Origin of the sequence: Janthinobacterium sp. TND4EL3 (assembly GCF_900156175.1) — a bacterium.
Taxonomy (GTDB): Bacteria; Pseudomonadota; Gammaproteobacteria; order Burkholderiales; family Burkholderiaceae_D; genus Janthinobacterium.
In genome coordinates, this window is sequence record NZ_FTMV01000028.1 from 1 (window position 1) to 17,746 (window position 17,746).

Sequence of the window (17,746 nt, forward strand, 5' to 3'; positions counted from 1 at the left end):
CCGCTGTGCCTGCACGGCATCGCCGAGGCCGACGAGCTGTATCTGCTGGAATCAGAAAAGGGATCCAGGCATCTGACGCGTCCGGCACGCCGCCGGGGCGGCCACGCCCGCCAGCGCGGCATTTCCAGTGAACAAGTCTGCATCGTGGTGGCGCGCGACCGCACGGGACAAACCCTCGATTTCGTCACGGGAAAAGGGGCGCTGACCAAGGTGCAGCTGCATGCCTGCCTGCCACCCGTGATCGACAAGGACGTCTTGCTGCTCACCGACGGCCACGCTGCCTACCGGGCTTTCGCTGCGGAAGCGGGCATCAGCCACCAGGCCGTCAACTTGCACGCCGGCATCCGCGTGCAGGGCGCCGCCCACGTGCAGAACGTCAACGCGTATCACAGCCGCTTGCGGGAATGGCTGCGCATCTTCCATGGCGTGGCCAGCCGTTATCTGCCGAATTACCTGGGATGGCGCTGGATCCTCGACGCCAGGCGCATCCGCTCGCCTGAAGCGTTATTGAAAGCAACGGTGGGAGAGTTCCCACACCTGACGGTGACATAGCCTTTTTTTATGCGCGCGCGCCGCATTCCACCTGATGGCCGCCCGGGCTGTTTCGTGTTTCAATGTTTCAAATGGAATGATTGAAACATATTTGAAACGTCGTTGGAACATCGCTGACCTGAATCGTGACATCGCTGTTCCTTGGCGGGACAGCCCGTGCAGCGCCGCTGCGCGCCTGTTTTCCCTCGTGTTCACTGCGCCGTGGCACATTTTCCGCGCGGACGCACGGTGCTGGCACGGCATTTGCAATACCAATGCTCATAGCCACTCCATGAAACATTCGGGACCATCCGAAACCCATAAGGTGAACACATGACTCAATACTCCGCAGGTGCCGCATTCCGCAAGGCCGTCCAGGAAGAATCCCCATTGCAAGTCGTCGGCGCCATCAATGCCAATCACGCCTTGCTGGCCAAGCGTGCCGGCTATAAAGCCATCTATCTGTCCGGCGGCGGCGTCGCGGCCGGTTCGCTGGGCTTGCCCGACCTGGGCATTTCCAGCCTGGACGACGTGCTGACCGACATCCGCCGCATCACCGATGTGTGCGACCTGCCGCTGCTGGTCGACGCGGACACGGGCTTTGGCTCGTCCGCCTTCAACGTGGCGCGCACCGTGAAATCGATGATCAAGTTCGGCGCGGCCGGCCTGCACATCGAAGACCAGGTGGGCGCCAAGCGCTGCGGCCACCGTCCGGGCAAGGAAATCGTGAGCAAGGAAGAGATGGTCGACCGCATCAAGGCGGCCGTCGATGCGCGCACGGACCCGAATTTCGTCATCATGGCGCGCACCGATGCGCTGGCCGTCGATGGCCTGGAAGCGGCCCTCGAGCGCGCCGTCGCCTGCGTCGAGGCGGGCGCCGACATGATCTTCCCGGAAGCCATCACGGACCTGGACATGTACGCCACGTTTGCCAAGGCCGTCAACGTGCCTATCCTGGCCAACATCACGGAATTCGGCGCCACGCCGCTGTTCACCCTGGACGAGCTGCGCAGCGCCCACGTGGGCCTGGCCCTGTATCCGCTGTCGGCCTTCCGCGCCATGAACAAGGCGGCGGAAAACGTCTACCAGGCGCTGCGCCGCGACGGCACGCAAAAGAATGTGCTCGACACCATGCAGACGCGCATGGAACTGTATGAATCGATCAACTATCATGATTTTGAACAAAAACTCGACGCGCTGTTCGCCGCGCAAAAGAAATAAGTAAAGACGCAGGGGCCGCATGCCGGTCCCGCAGTGACGCCCCCGAGACCAGTCAATTTTTGGAGAAACCTATGAATGCACCGCAAGCCGCCACTTTCAAGCCTAAAAAATCCGTCGCCCTGTCCGGCGTCACCGCCGGCAACACGGCGCTGTGCTCGGTCGGCAAGACCGGCAACGATTTGCACTACCGCGGCTACGACATCCTGGACGTGGCCGACAGCTGCGAGTTCGAGGAGATCGCCTACCTGCTGGTGCACGGCAAGCTGCCCACCGCCGCCGAACTGAAAGGCTACAAGGCCAAGCTGAAATCCCTGCGCGGCTTGCCGTCGGCCGTGAAACTGGCGCTGGAAGCGCTGCCGGCCGCCGCCCACCCGATGGACGTGATGCGCACGGGCGTCTCCGTCCTCGGCTGCACCCTGCCTGAGAAAGACGACCATAACGTGCCGGGCGCGCGCGACATCGCCGACCGCCTGATGGCCTCGTTCGGCTCCATGCTGCTGTACTGGTACCACTACAGCCATAACGGCAAGCGCATCGAAGTGGAAACGGACGACGACTCGATCGGCGGCCACTTCCTGCACCTGCTGCACGGCGAAAAACCGTCGGCGTCGTGGGAAAAAGCCATGCATACCTCGCTGATCCTGTACGCGGAACACGAATTCAACGCCTCGACCTTCACCAGCCGCGTCATCGCCGGCACGGGTTCGGACATCCATTCGGCCATCACGGGCGCCATCGGCGCGCTGCGCGGCCCGAAACACGGCGGCGCGAACGAAGTGGCGCTGGACATCCAGAAGCGCTACGACAACCCTGACGAAGCGGAAGCGGACATCCGCGAGCGCGTCGCCAACAAGGAAGTGGTGATCGGCTTCGGCCACCCCGTCTACACGATCTCGGACCCGCGCAACGTGGTCATCAAGGAAGTGGCGCGCAAGCTGTCGCTGGAAGCCGGTTCCACGAAGATGTTCGACATCGCCGAGCGCCTGGAATCGGTCATGTGGGAAATCAAGAACATGTTCCCGAACCTGGACTGGTTCTCGGCCGTGTCCTACCACATGATGGGCGTGCCGACGGCGATGTTTACGCCGCTGTTCGTCATTTCGCGCACCTCGGGCTGGGCCGCCCACATCATCGAGCAGCGCATCGACAACAAGATCATCCGCCCGAGCGCCAACTACGTCGGCCCGGAAGACCTGGAATTCGTGCCGATCAAGGACCGCAAATAATGAGCACCGCCATGAATACCTTGCACCGCAAACGCTTGCCCGGCACCCAGCTGGACTACTTCGACACGCGCGCCGCCGTCGATGCGATCGCCCCGGGCGCCTACGCCGCCTTGCCCTACACCTCGCGCGTGCTGGCCGAAAACCTCGTGCGCCGCTGCGACCCGGCCACCCTGGACGCTTCGCTGAGCCAGTTCATCGAACGCCGCCGCGACCTCGATTTCCCGTGGTTCCCGGCCCGCGTCGTCTGCCATGACATCCTGGGCCAGACGGCCCTGGTCGACCTGGCCGGCCTGCGCGACGCCATCGCGGCCCAGGGCGGCGATCCGGCCCTCGTCAACCCCGTCGTGCCCACGCAGCTGGTGGTCGACCACTCGCTGGCCGTCGAATGCGGCGGTTTCGACCCAGACGCCTTCGCCAAGAACCGCGCCATCGAAGACCGCCGCAACGAAGACCGTTTCGACTTCATCGACTGGACCAAGAAGGCCTTTAAAAACGTCGATGTGATTCCGCCGGGCAACGGCATCTTGCACCAGATCAATCTTGAGCGCATGTCGCCCGTGATCCAGGTGCACAATGGTGTAGCCTATCCCGATACCCTGGTGGGTACGGATTCGCACACGCCCATGGTCGACGCGCTGGGCGTGATCGCCATCGGCGTGGGCGGCCTGGAAGCGGAAAGCGTGATGCTGGGCCGCGCCTCGTGGATGCGTTTGCCCGACATCATCGGCGTCAAGCTGACCGGCAAGCCGCAGCCGGGCATCACGGCCACGGACACCGTGCTGGCGCTGACGGAATTCTTGCGCAAGCAGAAGGTCGTCTCGTCCTACCTGGAATTCTTCGGCGAAGGCGCGTCGCACCTGACCCTGGGCGACCGCGCCACGATTTCCAACATGGCGCCGGAATTCGGCGCCACGGCCGCCATGTTCTACATCGACGCGCAAACCATCAAGTACCTGAAGCTGACGGGCCGCGACGACGAACTGGTCAAGCTGGTGGAGCTGTATGCCAAAGAGACCGGCCTCTGGGCCGACAGCCTGAAGGACGCGCAGTACGAGCGCGTCTTGAGCTTCGACCTGTCGTCCGTCGTGCGCAATATCGCCGGTCCGTCGAACCCGCACAACCGCGTGCCGACGTCGGAACTGGCCGCGCGCGGCATTTCCGGCGTGGTGGAAAACGAGCCGGGCAAGATGCCGGACGGCGCCGTCATCATCGCCGCCATCACCAGCTGCACCAACACGAACAACCCGCGCAACATGATCGCCGCCGGTTTGATCGCGCGCAATGCGAACCGCCTGGGCCTGACGCGCAAGCCCTGGGTGAAATCGTCGCTGGCGCCCGGCTCGAAAACCGTGGAACTGTATCTGCAGGAAGCGGGCCTGATGCCGGAACTCGAAGCATTGGGCTTTGGCGTCGTGGCGTTTGCCTGCACTTCGTGCAACGGCATGTCGGGCGCGCTCGATCCCGTCATCCAGGAAGAAGTGGTGTCACGCGACCTGTACGCCACGGCCGTCCTGTCGGGCAACCGCAACTTCGACGGCCGCATCCACCCGTACGCGAAGCAGGCTTTCCTCGCCTCGCCGCCGCTGGTGGTGGCCTATGCGATCGCCGGCACCATCCGCTTCGATATCGAGAAGGATGTGCTGGGCCATGACGCGGACGGCAAGCCGATTCTGCTCAAGGATATCTGGCCGTCCGACGAGGAAATCGACGCCATCGTCGCTTCCAGCGTCAAGCCGGAGCAGTTCCGCAAGGTCTATATTCCGATGTTCGCCGCGCAGGCGGATGACGGCATCAAGGTCAGCCCCCTGTACGACTGGCGTCCGCAGACGACGTATATCCGCCGCCCGCCATACTGGGAAGGCGCGCTGGCCGGCGCGCGCCCCTTGAAAGGCATGCGTCCGCTGGCCGTCCTGGGCGACAACATCACCACCGACCACTTGTCGCCATCGAACGCCATCATGCTCGACAGCGCGGCCGGCGAATACCTGGCGAAGATGGGCCTGCCCGAGGAAGACTTCAATTCCTACGCCACGCACCGGGGCGACCATTTGACGGCGCAGCGCGCCACGTTCGCCAACCCGACCCTGAAGAACGAGATGGTCATCGAGGACGGCAAGGTGAAGGCCGGTTCGCTCACGCGCATCGAGCCGGAAGGCAAAATCTCGCGCATGTGGGAAGCCATCGAGGTGTACATGGAGCGCAAGCAGCCATTGATCATCATCGCCGGCGCCGACTATGGCCAGGGTTCCTCGCGCGACTGGGCCGCCAAGGGCGTGCGCCTGGCCGGCGTGGAAGCCATCGTGGCCGAAGGTTTTGAACGCATCCACCGCACCAACCTGGTGGGCATGGGCGTCTTGCCGCTGGAATTCCTCCCTGGCGTGAACCGCAAGACCCTGGGCCTGGACGGCAGCGAAACGTATGATGTCGTGGGCGAGCGCACGCCGCGTTCCACCCTGACCTTGTTGATCCATCGCAAGAACGGCGACACGGTCGACGTGCCCGTCACCTGTCGCCTCGATACGGCGGAAGAGGTGTCGATCTACGAGGCGGGAGGCGTTCTTCAACGATTCGCGCAGGATTTCCTCGAATCGTCGAAAGCCGCGTAACGGTAGGTCGGATTAGCGCTTGCGCGTAATCCGACGCTGTCTGCCGAAACGCGCCAACAATGTGTCGGATTACGCGTGGCGAAGCCACGCTAATCCGACCTACCTCTTTCCAGGAAAACTCATGACCCACACCCCCCAAATCAAGATCCCCGCCACCTACATGCGCGGCGGCACCAGCAAGGGCGTGTTCTTCCGCCTGCAGGATTTGCCCGCCAGCGCGCAAGTGCCGGGCGCCGCGCGCGATGCGCTCCTGCTGCGCGTGATCGGCAGCCCCGACCCCTACGGCAAGCAGATCGACGGCATGGGCGGCGCCACGTCGAGCACCAGCAAGACGGTGATCCTGGCGAAAAGCAGCAAGCCGGAGCACGACGTTGACTACCTTTTCGGCCAGGTCTCGATCGACAAGCCCTTCGTCGACTGGAGCGGCAATTGCGGCAACCTGTCGGCCGCCGTCGGCTCGTTCGCCATTGCCAGCGGGCTGGTGGACGCAGCCCGCGCGCCTGCCGACGGCATCGCCACGGTGCGCATCTGGCAAGCCAATATCGGCAAGACCATCATCGCCCACGTGCCCATGACGCATGGCGAAGTGCAGGAAACGGGCGACTTCGAACTCGATGGCGTGACCTTCCCGGCCGCCGAAGTCAAACTGGAGTTCCTCGACCCGGCCGCAGACGAGGAGGGCGGCGATGGTGGCAGTTCCGCGATGTTCCCTACCGGCAACCTCGTCGATGAGCTCGACGTGCCCGGCATTGGAATCTTAAAAGTCACGATGATCAACGCCGGCATCCCGACGATTTTTGTCGACGCGGACGCCATCGGCTACACGGGCACGGAACTGCAGGACGCCATCAACGGCGATGCGGCCGCCCTGGCCCGTTTCGAGACCATCCGCGCGCACGGCGCCCTGCGCATGGGCCTGATTTCCCACCTCGATGAAGCGGCCAAGCGCCAGCACACGCCGAAGGTGGCCTTTGTCGCCAAACCGGCCGGCTATGTCTCGTCCAGCGGCAAGCGGGTGGAAGCGGGCGACGTCGACCTGCTGGTGCGCGCCATGTCGATGGGCAAGCTGCACCACGCCATGATGGGCACGGCGGCCGTCGCCATTGGCACGGCGGCGGCCATTCCCGGCACCCTGGTGAACCTGGCGGCCGGCGGCGGCGAAAAAAGCAGCGTGCGTTTCGGCCACCCGTCGGGCACCCTGACGGTGGGCGCGCAAGCGCAGCAGGCCGATGGCCAATGGAGCGTCACCAAGGCCATCATGAGCCGCAGCGCGCGCGTGCTGATGGAGGGATTCGTGCGCATTCCCGGCGACGCCTTTAACGCATAAGCCATGCAGGCCGGGCCGCCGCTGGCCCGGCCGATACCTGCCCTGCCTATGCCGGCACGGTGCGGAGGGCGCTTGCGCGAAAAGATCAGCAGAACAGGAACGAGCAGCAACTACAACAGATTGCAAGCCTACCGGAGGAGACATGAATTTCGCAGCATTTTATCAGCGCTCGATCGACACGCCAGAAGCGTTCTGGCGCGAGGAAGCGGCAAAGATCGCCTGGAATACCCCGTTTTCGCAAGTGCTCGACTATTCCCGGCCGCCGTTCGCCAAATGGTTCGTCGGCGGCACCACCAATCTGTGCCACAACGCCGTCGACCGTTGGGTGGGCAGCCAGGGCGACGCGCCTGCGCTGATCGCCATCTCCACCGAGACGAATACCGAACGCAGCTACAGTTTTCGCGAACTGCAGCGCGAAGTGGAGCGCTGCGCCGCCATTTTGCTGTCGCTGGGCGTGGTCAAGGGCGACCGCGTGCTGATCTACATGCCGATGATTGCCGAGGCGGCCTTTGCCATGCTCGCCTGCGCGCGCATCGGCGCCGTGCATTCCGTGGTGTTCGGCGGGTTTGCCGCCAACAGCCTGGCCAGCCGCATCGACGACGCACAGCCCAAGCTGGTGTTCTCCGCCGATGCCGGTTCGCGCAATGGCAAGGCGATCGCCTACAAGCCGCTGCTCGACGAAGCGATCCGCTTGTCCGCGCACCAGCCGCAGCACGTGCTGCTGGTCGACCGCCACCTGGTGCCGATGGCGCTGACGCCGGGCCGCGACGTCGATTACGCGACCCTGCGCGAGCAGCACCTGGACGCGCAGGTGCCCGTCGTCTGGCTCGAGTCGAACGAGCCGTCGTATGTGCTGTACACCTCGGGCACGACGGGCAAACCGAAGGGCGTGCAGCGCGACGTGGGCGGCTATGCGGTAGCGCTGGCGTCGTCGATGCAGTACAACTTCTGCGGCAAGCCAGGCGAAACCTTCTTCGCCACCTCGGACATCGGCTGGGTGGTGGGCCATTCCTACATCGTGTACGGCCCGCTGATCGCCGGCATGGCCACCATCCTGTACGAGGGCCTGCCCATCTGTCCCGATGCGGGCATCTGGTGGAGCATTGTCGAGAAATACAAGGTCACGCGCATGTTCTCGGCGCCGACCGCCATCCGCGTGCTGCGCAAGCACCCGGTGGAACTGATGCGCAAGCACGACCTGTCGTCATTGAAAGCGCTGTACCTGGCGGGCGAGCCGCTCGATGAAACCACGTCGCAGTGGATCGCCGATGAGCTGAAAGTGGACATCATCGACAATTACTGGCAGACGGAGACGGGCTGGCCCATCCTCTCGGTGGCGAAAGGCGTGGCGGACACGCCGACGCGCCTGGGCAGCCCCGGCATGGCCATGTACGGCTACCAGGTCAAGCTGCTCAACGAGGCGACGGGCGAGGAGTGCGGCGCCAACGAGAAGGGCGTGCTGGTGCTGGAAGGCCCGCTGCCGCCCGGCTGCATGCAGACGGTCTATGGCGACGACGAACGTTTCGTCGACACGTACTGGTCCACCTTCAGCGAGCGCCAGGTGTATTCCACCTTCGACTGGGGCATGCGCGACGCCGACGGTTACTACTTCATCCTCGGCCGCACGGACGACGTGATCAATGTGGCCGGCCACCGCCTGGGCACGCGCGAAATCGAAGAAAGCATTTCCAGCCATCCGAACGTCTCGGAAGTGGCCGTGGTGGGCATGGAGGACAAGCTCAAAGGCCAGGTGGCGATGGCATTCGTGATCCTGAAGCATCCGCAGGGCTACGACAGCGTCGACGCGAAAGCGGCCCTGGAGCGCGAGGTGATGGCCGTGGTCGACCGGCAGCTGGGCGCCGTGGCGCGGCCAGCGCGCGTGCTGTTCGTCACGCAGCTGCCGAAGACGCGTTCGGGCAAGCTGCTGCGCCGCTCGATCCAGGCCATCTGCGAAGGGCGCAGCCCTGGCGACCTGACGTCGATCGAAGATCCGGCATCGCTGCAGCAAATCCAGGCGGCCCTGGCTTAAGCATCGGGATGGAGCCGAAGTTTATCGTTCGATAAACTTCGGTCAGATCCGGTCGCTTTCCTTGCGCACGACCCTGCCCACGATCAGGCATTCATTGCCGCGGCATAGCTTGCGGTGGTATTTGCGCTGGTCCGGGTTGTCCGAGGTCAGCCACCACTCGCCGATATCGCGCGCCATGCGCTTGACCACCGGTTCGCCTTCGTAATTGATGGCAAACACGATGCCGTCGGCCGGCCGGTTGTCGGCCGTATTGATGATCACCACGTCGTCCTCGTACAGGGCCGGCTCCATGCTCTCGCCCTTGACCTTGATCGCCACCAGTTTTTCCGGGTGGTAGCCATTGCGCTCGACCCAGCTGCGCGGCACGCTGATGGTGCTGCCGTCGTGCGTTTCCGGTTCGATGGCAAAGCCCGTGATGCCGGCCGACAGGCGCAATTTCACCTTGCGGATCGGGTAGAAGCGCTCATCTTCGCCATCTTCCACGACGACGGGCTGCACGCCGGCCAGCGCGCGCGCGGCCATGGCCGCCTGGTCGGGCGCCGCGCCCTGGTCGAAGTACATGCTGGCCAGCTGCAGGTCCGCTTCCAGCTTGCGCGCGATCTTTTCGCTGAAGGCGCGGCCCTCGCGGTAGGTGGGCGAGAGTATTTGCGAAATGCGCGCCTCGCTCCAGCCGCTGGCGTCGGAGATTTTCTTGCGCGTGTTGTCATAGCGCTCGCGTATCAGGCCCAGCAGGCGGTCGCGTCTGTATTGATACATATTCATCTCCACATTAAACCCGAAATTTACCGTTTGATAAATTACCAAATGCTTGACTTTAACATTAGCGATTGATAAAGTCCATTCATTGCCTGTCGCAAACGCACTACAGCGTCTGTCGGCCGGCAACCATACGGGAGGTCAGGCGGATGTTGAACGGCAGTCAGGAAAGTGCAAGCAGGGCGGCGCCGCGCACGCCGCGCCAGTTACAGGGACGCAGCAAGAAGGCGCAGCTGCACATCGCCCGCATCGCGCAGTACATCGGCGAGCAGGGCCAGGCCAGCGCGGCGCAATTGTCCGCCTTGCTGGGACTCGATGCAGGCACCATGAGCCGCTATTTGCGCCACATGTGCGGCCTGGGACAGATCCACCTGGCGCAGCGCCATTGCACGGAGCCGGGGCGCCAGCGGCCCGCCCTGTACGCGCTGGGCGAGCAGGACGACGCGGTCGACGGCTGGGCCGAACTGCCGCCGCAGGTGCGCCGCACGGTCAGCTGGCCACGCGGCGCGGCATGCCGCGATCCGCTGGTGGCGGCGCTGTTCGGGCCGGCACAGGGGAGCAAAGGGACGGCAAGCCGCCTTGTAAAGCAATGACAGCAAGCACGCTGCCCGGCGCAGCCATTTTTCTCGCAACTGAAAGCACATCATGCATATCGACATCACCGCCGCCGGCGCCGCCTGGATCAAGCTGCTGGGCGTGCCCTTGCTGGCCGCCTGTTTTGCCACCTGGCTCAGCTTCATGGTCATGTGGCCACGCAGCTGCAAGGAGGCGCTCATCCGCATTTGCTCCAGCATCATCATCGCCACATTTGCCGGTCCCGTCCTGGTGTCGGCGCTGCTGTCGTGGTGGCCCGGCTTGTTTGACAGCGCGCAAACGGTGGCGTCGCTGTATGGCTGTGATCCGGCCATGGGCTTCCTGTTCATTGCCGCGCCGCTGATGGCGCTCGCCGGTTTGCCGGCATGGTGGCTGGTGACGGCCAGCGTGCGCTGGTTCGACCGGCGCCGCGACAAGGATATCGGCGAACTGGCGGCGGATGCAGCCGCCGCTGTCAAGAAGGTCAGGACGCGAAGCTGACGCGCCGGCGTCTTCTTTTGGTGCAGGCGCGGGGCGGCGTGCCTTGAATCGGTGCGAAGCGGGCGCCACGACGCATCGTGCTGCTGGTTTGTTGCCATGAATTGTATACAATTGACCTGGCACGATGCATGCATGACCAGCCGTGGGCTTTTCCCCATTCAAGGAGCTTCGCATGCATCGTCAGTCGTCGTTGTATTCCTGTTATCCCGTTTCTCTCTTGCTTTCCCCGTGCATCCGCGTCCATCCGGTCTGCGGCAACCCAGGAAATGGAGCGTAAATGGCCACTCCCCGCCTGAAATCCATCCACCGCAGCGTGCCGGGCGCGACGCCTGCGGCGCCAGCGCCCGTCGATGAAGTTTTGCCTGCAGGAAAACTGTTCACCCTGGGCCTGCAACATGTGCTCGTCATGTATGCGGGCGCCATCGCCGTGCCCCTGATCGTCGGACGCGCCCTCAAGCTGCCGCCGGAGCAGGTGGCGGCGCTGATCAGCGCCGACCTGTTCTGCTGCGGTCTCGTCACCCTGATCCAGTCCCTCGGCATCGGCAAGCACTTCGGCATCCGCCTGCCCGTCATGATGGGCGTCACCTTCGCCGCCGTCAGTCCCATGCTGGCCATGGCCAACAATCCCGCGCTGGGCATCACGGGCATCTTTGGCGCCGTGATCGGCGCCGGCGTCGTGTCGATGCTGATCGCGCCGTTCATCAGCCGCCTGCTGGCGCTGTTCCCGCCGGTAGTGACTGGCAGTATCATTGCCGTGATCGGCGTGTCGCTGATGCGCGTGGGCGTCAACTGGGCCATGGGCGGGCCGCCCGCCATGGCCCAGATTGCCGACCCTGCTTTCGTCAAGATGGCCGCTGCGGCCATGGCGGCTGGCTTGCCCGCGCCGGCCGGCCCCGCGCCCCTGATTGCCAATCCCGGCTATGGCGCGCTGGACAACATGGGCATCGCCTTTTTCGTGCTGGCTGTTATTTTGCTTGTAGCCAAGTATGGCAGGGGTTTCCTGTCGAATATCGCCGTCTTGATCGGCATCATCGCCGGTACGGCCCTGTCATTTGCGCTGGGCAAGGCCGATTTCGCCAAGGTGGCCAGCGCCAAGGCCTTTGCCATCGTCACGCCGTTCCAGTTCGGCATGCCGACCTTCGACCTGATGGCCATCATCACCATGAGCCTCGTGATGATCGTCGTCATGATCGAGTCCCTGGGCATGTTCCTTGCGTTGGGCGAGATGACGGGCAAGCGCATCGGGCAGGCCGATATCAGCCGCGGCTTGCGCGTCGACGGCCTGGGTACCCTGATTGGCGGCATCTTCAATACTTTTCCGTACACTTCGTTTTCGCAGAATGTGGGCCTGGTCGGGGTGACGGGCGTGCGTAGCCGCTGGGTCTGCGTGGCGGCCGGCCTCATCCTGCTTGTCATGGGCCTCATCCCGAAGATCGCGCAGACGGCAGAAGCCGTGCCCGCGTTCGTGCTGGGCGGGGCAGGGCTGGTCATGTTCGGCATGGTCGCCGCCACCGGCATCCGCATCCTGGCCGGCGTGGACTACAAGACCAACCGCAACAACCTGTTCATCGTGGCCCTGGCTATCGGCTTCGGCATGCTGCCGCTGGTGGCGGAACAATATGCGCAGCACATGCCCAAGGCCCTGTCGCCATTGCTGCATAGCGGCATCCTGCTGGCCGCCATCGTCGCCGTGCTGCTCAATTTGTTCTTCAACGGACTGGCGTCCGCAGATGCGGCGCGGGAGCAGGCGCGCACGAACAGCCATGGGAGCGAGTGAGGGGGACGGGCCAATTGCCAGGCAAGATGGTGCAATCCATGTCACTTGTGCTAGAATCTTGCCGCGCTGCCCGGATGGTGAAACTGGTAGACACTGGAGACTTAAAATCTCCCGCCTGTAAGGGCGTGCCGGTTCGATTCCGGCTCCGGGCACTCAGAACAAAAAACGCATAGTAATACAAAGCCCGCTTTTCTCTATTTTCATAGGGGAAAGCGGGTTTTTTTCGGCTGTAGAAAACGCAAAATACGGCATAGAACACCGAAATGCTGCTACCATTTGCCAAAATTTACCAATGGATTTACCAAAATGGCAGCTCCGGTCAAGGATGGCAAAATTTGGCGACATCGCCTCATGGTCAAGGGTGTTCGGGTGTCCGGCACCTTCGAAACCAAGGCGGCGGCGCTCGCTTGGGAGGCAGACCAGCGCGTGCAGCTTGCCAACGGCAAGGCCAAAGTTGTCGAAGAGACGTGCAAGGATGCGTTTGATCGTTACGAACGCGAGGTTTCCAGGCATAAGGCCGGCAAACGCTTTGAGGTCAACCGCCTGGCCGCCATGGGTGCAATGTCCCTTGGAGCCGTGAAAATCTCTGAGGTCGATGAGACCCACGTTGCCGCCTGGCGTGATGAGCGGCTCAGGACCGTATCCGGGGCAACGGTAAATCGTGAAATGAACCTGCTGTCGCATGTGTTCTCGGTAGCGCGCAAGGAATGGAAGTGGCTATCGAAAAGTCCCACTACCGACGTTGCACGGCCGAAGGCCAAGCCGCCCAGGGACAGGCTGATAAGCGAGGATGAAATCACGGCCATCTGCCTGGCCCTGGGTTGGGATCAAAAGGCCCCCGATATGGTACCGACGACGAAACAGCATCGCATTGCGCTCGCCTTCCTGTTCGCCATTGAAACGGCTATGCGTGCTGGAGAAATATGTGGACTGGGCAAGGCGGATGTATCGGGCCGCGTGGCCAGGCTGAAAATGACGAAGAATGGTTTTGCTCGGGATGTGGCGCTATCGCCGCGCGCGCAGGAGATATGGGCGATGGTGCCGGACGGTTTTGATATTTCCTCCGCCTCCCTCGATGCTCTTTTCCGAAAGGCCCGTAAACGTTCTGGCGTCGAAGGCCTTACTTTCCACGATACCAGGCACGAAGCCATCACGCGCCTGGCCGGCAAGCTGGGCGTGCTGGATCTGGCACGCATGGTCGGACACCGCGACATTCGGCAGTTGCAGACATACTACAACGCAACCGCCGACGATATCGCGGCGAAGCTATGAAGTGTGTTTTTCTGCCCAAGCTATAACCTCGCGTGCCTTGTAGAGCGCCTGCGAACGGCCCTCGACCGGCAAGCGGATAGGGCGTGGAAACGTCGGAAGGCATACGATATCGCTGCGCACCCGATGGGTTGAGCGCTTGAAGTAGGCGGCGAGACAGCTTGTATCCCAAAGATCTACAGACAATGGCAGGGCAGGGCGCTGCATTTTCTCAATTGCATCAGCCAATTTTGCCAATACATCGTTTTCAGTTGCTGTCATCATTATTCTCCAATTTTGCTTAATGTAGTGGCGCGGAGCAGGTCGAGCTGGCGCGGGTCGCTGTGGTCCAGCACGTAGATGTAGGTCATGCCGCCCGGCGAGCGGTCTTCGCAGTCCGGCTGGTCGTTGGCCACGGCCAGCGCCGCAGCGCTCGAGCACACACCCACGGAGCGCTCGAACAGACAGCCTTCGCAGCTGGGAGCGGTCGCTTCCTGCGCCTTGTAGCGCACGGTGGACGGGTTGACCGGCTCGTCGCGCTCGCCGCGCCATTTATCGCTGGTGATGCATTTCGTCATAGTTCATCCTCAGAAAAAAGCCTCGGCTGTACTGCTCCGTTGGCATAGACCGTATCCATGATCGTTGTGGCGATCGGCTCGTCACCGTCCCAGCCCTGCGGCCAAGTCTCCAGGGCGATCAGCTCGCGGATGCGCTCTTCCTCCTCGGCGTTGATCAGATCGATCTCAGGACGGCCAGTGGCGCGCGCCATCGCGTTGACTGTGGCCTGGATGGCCAGGATGCGTTCCAGCCCCATCAGCCGCGCCTCGAACGTCAATGGCCCCATGCGCTGGGGATTTGCCGCCACCGCGCCCGACTTTAGAATCTCGCGCCCAGCCTTGCGCAGACGGTGCTGTGGTTCGCGAAGTTCGCGCCACAATGGCTTGATGCCCTTGAGTGGAGCCAGGTAGGCCCATTGCGGGTTCAGCAGGATAGTATCGAGCGCTTTGTCTTCGGCCGCCAGCGGGCAGCCGATGCAGCCGGTGCGTGCGTTGACTTCTTCGGCCTCGTCGCCACCGTAGGCATCGGCGATGGTGCCCGTGCTCCAGTCGCCGAATTCGGCCTGTGGCGCCCAGTGGCGCAGCCATTCCCACACGTGGCAGACCCTCCAGTGCAGCAGCGGCGCCAGCGTGGACAGGCGGCCGCGCAGTCCTTTCGCGTTCGGCAGCACCTGCTGATACCAGCCCTGACCGCACTCGGCGCCATCCTTGCTGCAGCTCATTTCAATGCGGCGGTCTCGGATTGCGCTTTCGCCTTGGCGCACGCCGGTGATCATCAGGATCTGGCCGTCGAGCTGGTCCAGGCGGTCGCGCAGCGCCTGCTCCATTGGGTCGATCTTGATCTGGCGCGTGCACCAGCGCAGCGTGTTGTTGTTCGGTGGCGGCACGCCCCGGCCCAAGATGTAGACCATGAAGCGCTTATCCATCGGCGCCGTGACCACTTCGACGCGAATGCCGCGCTCTTCCAGCTCGTCCATGATCTGGCGCGCCGCGATGGCCAGCGGCGGCAGCTCTTGGCGGGTGTCGGCGTAGAACACGGTCAGCGATTTCGGGCGCGCGATCTTGCCGGTGTCGAGCAGGTATGTGATCAGCGTCAGCGTGGCGCTGGAATCCTTGCCGCCCGACCAGGCGATGCCCCAGTGCTCATGCGTGGCGCCGTAGGCCAGCAGCGATTGGATCGTCAGATCGATGGAATCGGTCATTTGCAGGCGCTGGGCGCCGGCAGAGAAAATGTCAGCTTGGTTCATCGTCAGTCCCCATCGCGCGCTTGATGCCAGCAGCATCGAGGCCAGCAGCCTTGCAGCCCATGCGCGTGGCGTAGAAATAGGTCATGTCGCCGCATGCGCGGCCTGCCGTAGCAAGGCCGGCGGCCACCAGGCGCTGCATCGCCTCATGCTGCTGGCCGCTGCCGGCGGCAAAATAGTTGCGCCAGCCCCACTTGCATTTCGGATATTGCTGCACGGCGCCCAGCATGTGCTGCAGCTTGGCGAAGTCGCCAGGCATGATCGTGGCGCGGACGGCCGCCAGCGAGCAGGCGGCGCATTTACCATGCTGGGTGAGCTGCTTGGCAGTGCTGGCCTTGCCGCAGGCGCAGCGCTTGCGGATCAACGAAAACACCGGCCCCTTATTGTTGGCAAGGTGCTGGCGTTCGACGCGGGCGAGGTCGTACATCATGCCGCAGCCTTTTCATCACTGACGATCTGGATCACTTTGTTGGGCGCGCAGTCCCAGCCACGCACTTCGTCGGCAGTAAATTTGCCGGCCTCCGAAAGGTCGCTTGTGTAGCCCCGTGTGCCGGCGCGGTGATACAGGCTGTGCTGCGCGTTCCAGATTGCGAACAGGGCGGGCTTACCTGGGAACAGGATGTCTCGCAGCACGGCCGCCCGCTCAAAGTTCATTGCCTTGATCGCCTTCGCCAGTTCACCTTCCAGCCGGCGGCGGCGCTGATCGCTGTTTCGCTTCACGCGCGGGTCGCCCGGGCATTCGGCGTAGACTTCCGTGTGCCATGCATACGTCAGGCCGTAGCGGCCGGTGACGATTTGCCAGTTGCCGTTGAGGCTATAGAAGGCGGTACCGCAAATCACGCGACCGGCGCGATCGAATGCAAAGACCTTACTGCCGTTCTCCAGTGCCACGCCATCGGCCGAGAATCCTTGCTCCTTGTTGCTGATATTGGCCCGATCAAGTGCCTTGACGTAGTGGCAGCTTGTACTGCGGGCGTGCGCAGCAACCTCGATTGCCGTGGCTCCGTTGATGCCCAACTTCGGGCTCGATGGCTTGAACTCGTAGTCGGTCAGCACATTGAGCAGGTAGTCGCGGATGCGGCGGCGTGTACGCTCCATTTCGATGCGCAGTAGATAGGGCATGCGAGCTTCCTTGCTGAAATCATAGCGGCCACCGTTGCTATTCTCGGACAGCGTGACGTCCTGCCACATCTCGAATTTGATGCAGCGGCCGGACACGTCGAGCTCGCCCTTGAGGTCGCCCTTGCTGCAAGTGCGATGACCGAGCGCGATCGCCTTGTACTGATCGGCCTTGTCCCAGGGCCCCACGGTCCAGCCGATCCGGTGCAGGGTCTGCACGATGCGAGCGAAGACCTCGCGCTTGAACTGGCGATTCCAGGCTTTCTCCGCCTGGTAGTTGCCAGCGGCGCGAATGCCTTCTTCCCAGATGCTCAGGGAGGCATCGCCAAAATTGATATTGCCAGCGCGATTGATGCGGCCGATGGTCATCACAGCACACCACCTTTCACGTCCAGCAGCTGCGCGATCTCGCGCTCCAGCCGGTTGCGGGTGGTGATCAGGCAGCTGGCCTGGATGCGGCGGCCGGTCTCGATGCTGGTCAGGCGGTCGATCTCGGCCTGCGACGACACGCTGCCGGCGCCCCAGCCCAGCACCAACACGGACAAGAGGATGATGGCTGCGCTGGCCGCTGGCTCGATTTCGCCCAGGCTCATGGCCAGGCTGCCGGTGATGGCGCCGATGATGGCCACGGCGATGATCAGGTAGATGTTGAACTTGAATTTCATGCTGCACCGCCTTCCAATGCGGCGAGGGCGGCCTTGAAGTTGAAGCGGGACATGCGCGCGTCGGCCTGGGCCTGATCCATGCCCCAGTTGTGCATGAACATGGCGCGGATCTCGGCGACGAGCTCGCTGTCCTCGGGCCACAGTTCGGCGTCGAGCAGGTTGTCGGCGATCAGGTCAATTGCGGAAGCTGACGCGACGCCTGGTCGATCATTGGCGTTGGCCTGGATGATTGCGTTGCATTCAGCGCAGGTGAGGTAGGGGATTTTGACGGTGGCGCTGGGTTCTGGCGTGCTGCTGGCGGCGTGTGACATTTTCTCTCCATCGGTTGAGGTGGTGCGTCGATGGATGTAAGTATAGACTGTCTAT

18 protein-coding genes and 1 tRNA gene are annotated in these 17,746 nt (G+C 63.2%); 11 read left to right on the plus strand and 8 right to left on the minus strand.

The window, feature by feature from the left end; translation table 11 throughout:
- From BXA07_RS27155 to BXA07_RS27180, 6 genes are all read left to right on the plus strand, one after another.
- Nucleotides 1-552: IS1595 family transposase (locus BXA07_RS27155; RefSeq protein ID WP_139335798.1), on the plus strand; the 552-nt coding region annotated here is incomplete at its 5' end.
- Between the two features lie 312 nt (nt 553-864).
- Nucleotides 865-1,752 carry a methylisocitrate lyase gene (gene prpB / locus BXA07_RS27160; RefSeq protein ID WP_076572711.1) on the plus strand — a complete coding sequence of 296 codons (888 nt, stop codon included), beginning with the start codon at nt 865-867 and terminating at the stop codon, nt 1,750-1,752.
- A gap of 71 nt (nt 1,753-1,823) precedes the next feature.
- The gene (gene prpC, locus BXA07_RS27165) at nt 1,824-2,978 is read left to right on the plus strand and encodes a bifunctional 2-methylcitrate synthase/citrate synthase (RefSeq protein ID WP_076572712.1); all 1,155 of its coding nucleotides are present in this window, start codon (nt 1,824-1,826) and stop codon (nt 2,976-2,978) included.
- An 11-nt stretch (nt 2,979-2,989) separates the two neighbouring features.
- Nucleotides 2,990-5,584 (plus strand): Fe/S-dependent 2-methylisocitrate dehydratase AcnD, encoded by a 2,595-nt coding sequence (gene acnD / locus BXA07_RS27170; protein WP_076572787.1) that lies wholly within the window; start codon nt 2,990-2,992, stop codon nt 5,582-5,584.
- A 121-nt stretch (nt 5,585-5,705) separates the two neighbouring features.
- On the plus strand, nt 5,706-6,911 hold the full coding sequence (gene prpF, locus BXA07_RS27175; RefSeq protein ID WP_076572714.1) for a 2-methylaconitate cis-trans isomerase PrpF: 1,206 nt from the start codon (nt 5,706-5,708) through the stop codon (nt 6,909-6,911).
- A 142-nt stretch (nt 6,912-7,053) separates the two neighbouring features.
- Nucleotides 7,054-8,940: a propionate--CoA ligase gene (locus BXA07_RS27180; RefSeq protein ID WP_076572716.1), complete on the plus strand. Its 1,887-nt coding sequence runs from the start codon at nt 7,054-7,056 to the stop codon at nt 8,938-8,940.
- Between the two features lie 42 nt (nt 8,941-8,982).
- Here the strand turns inward: BXA07_RS27180 and BXA07_RS27185 are convergent, their stop codons facing one another.
- Nucleotides 8,983-9,696: a S24 family peptidase gene (locus BXA07_RS27185; RefSeq protein WP_076572718.1), complete on the minus strand. Its 714-nt coding sequence runs from the start codon at nt 9,694-9,696 to the stop codon at nt 8,983-8,985.
- Between the two features lie 149 nt (nt 9,697-9,845).
- Here BXA07_RS27185 and BXA07_RS27190 point away from each other — a divergent pair, with 149 nt between their 5' ends.
- The 5 genes from BXA07_RS27190 to BXA07_RS27210 all read left to right on the plus strand — a co-directional run bounded on the left by BXA07_RS27190 (nt 9,846) and on the right by BXA07_RS27210 (nt 13,819).
- Entirely contained in the window at nt 9,846-10,289 is a 444-nt protein-coding gene (locus BXA07_RS27190) for a hypothetical protein (protein ID WP_076572719.1), read from the plus strand.
- Between the two features lie 52 nt (nt 10,290-10,341).
- Complete coding sequence (locus BXA07_RS27195; protein WP_076572721.1) at nt 10,342-10,770, plus strand: hypothetical protein; 429 nt, start codon at nt 10,342-10,344, stop codon at nt 10,768-10,770.
- A gap of 277 nt (nt 10,771-11,047) precedes the next feature.
- Entirely contained in the window at nt 11,048-12,547 is a 1,500-nt protein-coding gene (locus BXA07_RS27200) for a nucleobase:cation symporter-2 family protein (RefSeq protein ID WP_244556419.1), read from the plus strand.
- Between the two features lie 68 nt (nt 12,548-12,615).
- Nucleotides 12,616-12,699: transfer RNA gene (locus BXA07_RS27205), tRNA-Leu, on the plus strand.
- A gap of 124 nt (nt 12,700-12,823) precedes the next feature.
- Nucleotides 12,824-13,819, plus strand: coding sequence for a tyrosine-type recombinase/integrase (locus BXA07_RS27210; protein WP_244556420.1), 996 nt, complete (start codon nt 12,824-12,826; stop codon nt 13,817-13,819).
- On the opposite strand, the gene BXA07_RS27215 is transcribed toward BXA07_RS27210, so the two are convergent.
- Genes BXA07_RS27215 through BXA07_RS27245 form a run of 7 tightly spaced genes read right to left on the minus strand, consistent with a single transcriptional unit; the run spans nt 13,814 to nt 17,691 of the window.
- Nucleotides 13,814-14,080 (minus strand): hypothetical protein, encoded by a 267-nt coding sequence (locus BXA07_RS27215; RefSeq protein WP_244556421.1) that lies wholly within the window; start codon nt 14,078-14,080, stop codon nt 13,814-13,816. The genes BXA07_RS27210 and BXA07_RS27215 overlap by 6 nt on opposite strands.
- Entirely contained in the window at nt 14,080-14,373 is a 294-nt protein-coding gene (locus BXA07_RS27220) for a hypothetical protein (RefSeq protein WP_076572725.1), read from the minus strand. The genes BXA07_RS27215 and BXA07_RS27220 overlap by 1 nt, the downstream gene beginning before the upstream one ends.
- Entirely contained in the window at nt 14,370-15,599 is a 1,230-nt protein-coding gene (locus tag BXA07_RS27225; protein WP_076572727.1) for a phosphoadenosine phosphosulfate reductase domain-containing protein, read from the minus strand. Before BXA07_RS27225 ends, BXA07_RS27220 begins: the two co-directional genes overlap by 4 nt.
- Nucleotides 15,586-16,026 (minus strand): hypothetical protein, encoded by a 441-nt coding sequence (locus tag BXA07_RS27230; protein WP_076572729.1) that lies wholly within the window; start codon nt 16,024-16,026, stop codon nt 15,586-15,588. The genes BXA07_RS27225 and BXA07_RS27230 overlap by 14 nt, the downstream gene beginning before the upstream one ends.
- Complete coding sequence (locus BXA07_RS27235) at nt 16,023-17,084, minus strand: UvrB/UvrC motif-containing protein (RefSeq protein ID WP_076572730.1); 1,062 nt, start codon at nt 17,082-17,084, stop codon at nt 16,023-16,025. The genes BXA07_RS27230 and BXA07_RS27235 overlap by 4 nt, the downstream gene beginning before the upstream one ends.
- Nucleotides 17,084-17,380: a hypothetical protein gene (locus BXA07_RS27240; protein WP_076572732.1), complete on the minus strand. Its 297-nt coding sequence runs from the start codon at nt 17,378-17,380 to the stop codon at nt 17,084-17,086. The genes BXA07_RS27235 and BXA07_RS27240 overlap by 1 nt, the downstream gene beginning before the upstream one ends.
- A complete protein-coding gene (locus BXA07_RS27245) occupies nt 17,377-17,691 on the minus strand; it encodes a hypothetical protein (protein ID WP_076572733.1) in 315 nt (104 codons plus the stop codon). The genes BXA07_RS27240 and BXA07_RS27245 overlap by 4 nt, the downstream gene beginning before the upstream one ends.
- Nucleotides 17,692-17,746 lie beyond the last annotated feature (55 nt).

Coding starts and splice junctions, on each gene's coding strand:
- prpB (WP_076572711.1), top strand. CDS start 865: ATGACTCAATACTCCGCAGGTGCCGCATTCCGCAAGGCCGTCCAGGAA.
- prpC (WP_076572712.1), top strand. CDS start 1,824: ATGAATGCACCGCAAGCCGCCACTTTCAAGCCTAAAAAATCCGTCGCC.
- acnD (WP_076572787.1), top strand. CDS start 2,990: ATGAATACCTTGCACCGCAAACGCTTGCCCGGCACCCAGCTGGACTAC.
- prpF (WP_076572714.1), top strand. CDS start 5,706: ATGACCCACACCCCCCAAATCAAGATCCCCGCCACCTACATGCGCGGC.
- BXA07_RS27180 (WP_076572716.1), top strand. CDS start 7,054: ATGAATTTCGCAGCATTTTATCAGCGCTCGATCGACACGCCAGAAGCG.
- BXA07_RS27185 (WP_076572718.1), bottom strand. CDS start 9,696: ATGTATCAATACAGACGCGACCGCCTGCTGGGCCTGATACGCGAGCGC.
- BXA07_RS27190 (WP_076572719.1), top strand. CDS start 9,846: ATGTTGAACGGCAGTCAGGAAAGTGCAAGCAGGGCGGCGCCGCGCACG.
- BXA07_RS27195 (WP_076572721.1), top strand. CDS start 10,342: ATGCATATCGACATCACCGCCGCCGGCGCCGCCTGGATCAAGCTGCTG.
- BXA07_RS27200 (WP_244556419.1), top strand. CDS start 11,048: ATGGCCACTCCCCGCCTGAAATCCATCCACCGCAGCGTGCCGGGCGCG.
- BXA07_RS27215 (WP_244556421.1), bottom strand. CDS start 14,080: ATGATGACAGCAACTGAAAACGATGTATTGGCAAAATTGGCTGATGCA.
- BXA07_RS27220 (WP_076572725.1), bottom strand. CDS start 14,373: ATGACGAAATGCATCACCAGCGATAAATGGCGCGGCGAGCGCGACGAG.
- BXA07_RS27225 (WP_076572727.1), bottom strand. CDS start 15,599: ATGAACCAAGCTGACATTTTCTCTGCCGGCGCCCAGCGCCTGCAAATG.
- BXA07_RS27230 (WP_076572729.1), bottom strand. CDS start 16,026: ATGATGTACGACCTCGCCCGCGTCGAACGCCAGCACCTTGCCAACAAT.
- BXA07_RS27235 (WP_076572730.1), bottom strand. CDS start 17,084: ATGACCATCGGCCGCATCAATCGCGCTGGCAATATCAATTTTGGCGAT.
- BXA07_RS27240 (WP_076572732.1), bottom strand. CDS start 17,380: ATGAAATTCAAGTTCAACATCTACCTGATCATCGCCGTGGCCATCATC.
- BXA07_RS27245 (WP_076572733.1), bottom strand. CDS start 17,691: ATGTCACACGCCGCCAGCAGCACGCCAGAACCCAGCGCCACCGTCAAA.